Annotated in this window: 4 protein-coding genes; 1 reads left to right on the forward strand and 3 read right to left on the reverse strand. The window is 32.9% G+C overall.

Annotation, left to right across the window (positions count from 1 at the left end; genetic code table 11):
• Positions 1-314: 314 nt before the first annotated feature.
• Positions 315-1,313, forward strand: coding sequence for a D-cysteine desulfhydrase family protein (locus ACWVCY_RS14745; protein ID WP_455143842.1), 999 nt, complete (start codon positions 315-317; stop codon positions 1,311-1,313).
• Between the two features lie 180 nt (positions 1,314-1,493).
• On the opposite strand, the gene ACWVCY_RS14750 is transcribed toward ACWVCY_RS14745, so the two are convergent.
• The 3 genes from ACWVCY_RS14750 to ACWVCY_RS14760 all read right to left on the reverse strand — a co-directional run.
• A complete protein-coding gene (locus ACWVCY_RS14750) occupies positions 1,494-2,441 on the reverse strand; it encodes an ornithine cyclodeaminase family protein (protein WP_455143843.1) in 948 nt (315 codons plus the stop codon).
• A 37-nt stretch (positions 2,442-2,478) separates the two neighbouring features.
• On the reverse strand, positions 2,479-3,618 hold the full coding sequence (locus ACWVCY_RS14755; RefSeq protein ID WP_455143844.1) for an aminotransferase class V-fold PLP-dependent enzyme: 1,140 nt from the start codon (positions 3,616-3,618) through the stop codon (positions 2,479-2,481).
• A gap of 327 nt (positions 3,619-3,945) precedes the next feature.
• Positions 3,946-5,025: hypothetical protein (locus ACWVCY_RS14760; protein WP_455143846.1), on the reverse strand; the 1,080-nt coding region annotated here is incomplete at its 5' end.

Genomic DNA, 5,025 nt, shown 5'->3' on the forward strand with positions numbered 1-5,025 from the left:
CCATTTTTCGACTTTTAGCACCTCAGTCCTACAACATAAATTACTGGTTTCCATAGAAGGAGTAAAAACGCTCTGTCTGAATCCCACTGAAGTAGAGAATTATCATTTCCAGTCTTTGGATAAGAAAATAAAAACAGATCAGAATATCGAGATAAAACTCACTAAGTGGTAATTAGCATTTTTTTCTGAATTTATAGTATTTCTTTGAGTTTTTGTTATATAGAACTGACACTCAGCCTAAATCAAAGACTAAAAATATGATTTCAAAAGAAACTTGATAAATTACCCCTGAAATAAAAGCTTCGGAGATAAATATGTCATTCAACTTGTATGATATCCCCAAAATAGATTTATGTTTGTTACCAACACCAATTGTAGCATTAAATCGACTTTCTGATTATCTGGAAGGGCCTCAAATATATATGAAAAGAGACGACCTTACAGGGGTTGCTTTTGGTGGAAACAAGAATCGTAAGTTAGAATATTTACTCGCAGATGTACTTCAGAAGAACGCGGATACAGTCATAACAGAAGGGGCAATCAATTCAAACCACTGTCTACAAACAGCTGCTTGCACATCAAAGCTCGGAATTAACTGTGAACTTGTTTTATCTGGTATAGAACCCTCAGAAATCACAGGTAACTTTTTATTATTCAAAATTCTTGAAATACCTCTCTACATTGTTAATAATTCATCAGATAGAAAAAATTATATGAGGGAAAGAGAGAAAAAGCTAATTTTAAAAGGTAAAAAACCATATATAATTCCTACAGGTGGATCAAACGCTCTTGGTGCTTTAGGGTACATTAATTGCATTTTAGAGATAAAAAACCAAATCAAGCAATCTAATATTGAATTTAATTATTTTGTACATGCTGCTGGGAGTAGTGGAACTCAAGCGGGATTGTTAATCGGAAAAAAATTGTTTTATCCTGAGATCAACATTATTTCTATTAGCGCAGGAATTGATGCATCATATCTAGAAACTGAAACAGTCAGGATTGTAAAAGAATTCCAGTCGAAATTTAATGTAAACCAAGATCTATCGAGAATTCCTACTAAAATAGTAACTGGGTATGAAGGACCCGGATATGGTTTGCCAAGCAAAGAAATGGTGGAAACAGTAAAGTTGGTCGGACAATTAGAAGGGGTGTTTCTAGATCCTGTTTATAATGGTAAAGCGATGGTAGGTATAATTGATATGATTAAATCTGGAAATTTTTCTGAAAATGAAAAGATTTTATTTCTTCATTCGGGCGGAGGCCCATCAATCTTTAATTATAATCAGGCTTTTTGTAAACAAATCCCATAAATTATTTACATTCAAATAATAATTATATTGGTATTCTTTAATTGTATTTTTAGGTGTTTTAATCCGATTTTAATACAATATTAGATCATCCAATATTTTTTTAGGAAGAAATTATTAGATTCTAGAAGGGTTATTAAATTGTATTTCTTAGTCTAGTAACATCTCTATTGAATCAATTTTTCAGTTTACTGCTTTATAAACCGCTTTAGATATTTGTAAATCTTGGACAGCGACTCCTGTTAAATCCACGATGGTTATTTCATCTTCTGTAGTTCTTTGGAGTGTCTTTTCTAATATCATATTTCCAAGTTCAATCAAGTCTTCTTTCACGATTTCTTTCTTTTGAAGAGCATGATAACATTCTCCCCTTGACTGAGCTTGTGAAATACTATCAACAATCACCTTGTCAGCTATTCTGAGAATTTTTGGCTCCAATTCTTGTTTTTCAGAAGTATCAGAACCTACCGCGGTTATATGAGTTCCTTTTTGTACGTGTTTAGCAAGAATTAAAGGTACTTTTGAGGGAGTACATGTGACAATCAAATTACAGTTTCGAGGGATATCTTGGAGTTTCTGGGTTACTTGAAGGTCATAACCTGAATCACTCATCTCCTCTGTATATCTTCGAAGGCTTTCTTCAGATCTCCCCCAGATAAATGCATTTTGACAATCAACGACTGATTTTAAATACTTTAATTGTAATTTTGCCTGCATTCCAGTCCCCATAATACCAATGGTATTTATTTCTTTAGGAGCCATATATTTGGCTGCAATGGCTCCAGCTACTGCAGTTCTTATATCTGTCAAAAAGCCTTCATCAAGTAAAATACAAAGTATTTCACCAGTTTTTTGTGAAAATAAAATATTTAATCCGTTTGTGGAAGGGAGACCCAATTTTGGATTCTCATAGAATCCTTGAGCTATTTTTACAACATAATAATTGTCACCAACAATATATCCATATTTAATATGACAATCTCCTGGAGGGTTTTCAAAAATCATTTCCCCTACAGGTGGCACAATTACTTTTCCTTGTGAATATGCTACGAATCCCTCTTCAATTATTTCAATCAGGTTAATTTTCTTTATAGTCTCTTTGATTTGGGGAAGATAGACGATTTCTGTCATTAAATCACATCCTTTATCTGATGATACAAGACTGGATTTACTGAATGATTTTCTTAAATTCATCTATGAAATCAAGTATATCAGATTCCCTATTATAAAAATGTGGAGAAATTCTTAGTCTATTTTGTCTAATAGTAATTATGATTGGTCTTGTTAGATTTGCTAGTTGTTGTCCAATCTTTGTAATATCCTTTTGATTAATATTAAAAGTTACTATAGAACCACGTAGGCTTGGAGTAATTAAATTAACTCCTTTAATCTGTCCTAATTCCTCTAAAAGAATATTTATCAATTTTTCGGAATGTAACTCAATATTTCGAATTTCCAACTCATTTAAATAGCGAATAGCTTCTGCCAAACCGATTTTTGCTCCATAGGCACTGGTACTATATTCAAATTTTTTGGCACCAGTCGTGAATACCAATTTCTCTGGATTGAAGCTCCAGATGTCTTCTACAGATCTCCATCCCACAAGAGCTGGCTCGAGTCGGTCACATAAAGTGGGAGAAATATATGCAATGGCTGTTCCAAAAGGAGCACAGAGCCATTTATAACTACCAGTTATATAAACATCAACAGCCCATTTTTTAACAAAAAGTGGACAATATCCTGCAGCTTGAATCCCATCTACAATGAGAAGGGCTCCAACATCATGAGCTGCATCCGCTAATTGTGCTAAATCAAACTTTTGTCCCGTAGAATACTCAACATGACTTAAAACAACAACTTTAGTATCTTCATTGATCCTGTTAAGTAATTCGTCATTAGAAATGCAGCCCTTATTTGCTTTAATGATGTCGATATTAAGTGAAGTATCTTTCATTAACCTTAACCAAGGGTAGGTCACACTCGGGAATTCTTCGGATGTAGAGATAATATCCCCAGATTTTATCCCCAAACTCCAGGCAATAGCATTCATTGCTTCAGATACGCTGTTAAAAACAGCAATCTCTTTCTTATTACAGCTTAATAATTTTGAACCTTCATTTCGTAGAGTTTCATATATAGAAACTTCTTTATCCTCATTTAAGGCAATAGTTCCCCCTTGTGCCAGATCAACAAATGTGGAAATTGCTTTATCAATGACAGAGTTAGGTACAAGTCCGATGCTTGCAGTTGATAGATAATTTACTCTTTCTAATAATGGGAAATCCATTCTAGCTTTTTCAAAGGTCATTTTAACTACACATCTCAAATTAACTAATATAGGATTGGTTTGCTTATTGGATAAATAGTCTTAAATTTTCTCCCCTAAGTCCTGAATTCAGAACGAGTCCTCTTAAAGTTGGAAAAATTGCAAAGGATACTTGAACTGAAGTTTTTCATTGTTTGTTGGAATTCAAAAGTGTTATCATAATTAGAACCATTTTAGGGGTAATTATGAGTCAATTGAGGAAAAAACATGGTTGCTAGGACACATGTTTACATAGAGCACTAAGAATATCCGATAAATTAGCTGAATCTACTTCGGAAAAACTACAAAATAGAGTAAAGCAATTAATACTCATTTAATTTTACCCATTCGATGAATCACAGATAGAAGAAATGGGAATATCAAGAAAATAAAAGTAGGGCGTATTCTTATCTGATCTAACCCTGGATATGATGCAAACAATTCTAGATCAAATGGAAGCAGAAATTGAATAAACAATAGTATAGTTCCAATAGCTAGGAAGAATGTTAAAAGGAGGATTCCTTCTTTTTGTAAATTTAAGTCTTTACGACCATCATAAATTATCCAAAAAGGAATAAGAAACCAAGGGAAAAAAATATAAAGAAATAAAATTGTATAGGTATTCATCAATAGCAGAAAAAGCAGTGTAGCAATAATAAAGAATATTTCCACAATTTGAATGGTTGAGTGCTTCATAATTGACCGAATAGCTAGAATTCCAGACGCAAAAATAATGAAAGTGATAAATGAAATGAAAATAGGAGAATTAACTAGACTTTCCAAGCTTGAAAAAAATCGATAATAAAAATAGGACTCGGGCTTAGATAATGGAATACCAAAAGCGGTGAAAAAGGTCAATTCTTCATGATTCATGAATTTTGTGGCAAAGGCTCCTAATGCAGGAACAGTAACAGCCATTGGTAAAGCAGAAAAACACAGCAGAAAAACAATCCAACGTTTCTCAGTACTAGTGTTAGATGATGGAGGTTTAATTTCCTTTTCTCTTTCCTCTAAATGATTAATCAGGTTGATTTTTTGTTTTTTAAGATATATATAAATTGCATAATATGCGATAACAGAGGAAAGTAGTACCATATAACCCCATTCAATGTATACCTCAAAACGAGGGAGGGCAACAGGTTGACTCAAGGAAATCAATCCAATGAAAAATGTATAGAAAAGAATTGGAACAAGGGATAAAGGTAAAATATCAAAATATTTGGCTTCTTTTTGAATGAAGTTAAGGTAGAGAGCTAAGAATAGGAGAATTAAAAAAATATATGGGATTAAGAGTCTGCTAGTATCTCCCTGAAAATAATAAAAAAGATAAATAGTAGTTCTGATGCTTTCACCGCTCGAATCAACACTATTAGTCTTTATAAAAGGAATGAGTAAGTGAACAAGTAGTGC

The sequence above is a fragment of the Candidatus Hodarchaeum mangrovi genome (genome assembly GCF_975850365.1).

What these genes read in the sequence shown, in the direction of transcription:
- ACWVCY_RS14750 (WP_455143843.1), bottom strand. Translation starts at nt 2,441, where the DNA reads ATGACAGAAATCGTCTATCTTCCCCAAATCAAAGAGACTATAAAGAAA.
- ACWVCY_RS14745 (WP_455143842.1), top strand. Translation starts at nt 315, where the DNA reads ATGTCATTCAACTTGTATGATATCCCCAAAATAGATTTATGTTTGTTA.
- ACWVCY_RS14755 (WP_455143844.1), bottom strand. Translation starts at nt 3,618, where the DNA reads ATGACCTTTGAAAAAGCTAGAATGGATTTCCCATTATTAGAAAGAGTA.